Annotated in this window: 1 protein-coding gene; it reads left to right on the top strand. The window is 56.8% G+C overall.

The window, feature by feature from the left end; genetic code table 11:
* Nucleotides 1-98: 98 nt before the first annotated feature.
* On the top strand, nt 99-317 hold a 219-nt coding region (locus SB679_RS23550), incomplete at its 3' end, for a PHP domain-containing protein (protein ID WP_410704691.1).

The following is a 317-nucleotide window of genomic DNA, read 5'->3' on the forward strand; positions in this document are numbered from 1 at the left end:
GTGGATGCCAAGGAGCGTGATTATTTCAGCGTCGAGGACGAGCAAGGCTATCGCTTCTGGATCTATCGCGAAGGTCACTACGGACCGGATATGCCGCAATGGTTCATGCATGGAGTTTTCGCATGACACCGGCCTTTTTCGAAATCGGCGCCAGAACGAACTTTTCCTTCCTGGAAGGGGCTTCCAGGCCCGAGGAGATCGTCACTCAGGCGGCCATTCTCGGCCTTTCCGGTATTGGGATCGCTGACCGGAATTCGGTCGCGGGCGTTGTGCGCGCCTATGCCCAGACGAAGGTTTTTCGCGGCAAATATGAGCGG

Source organism: Chryseobacterium sp. SIMBA_029 (assembly GCF_046535275.1).
Lineage (GTDB): Bacteria > Bacteroidota > Bacteroidia > Flavobacteriales > Weeksellaceae > Chryseobacterium.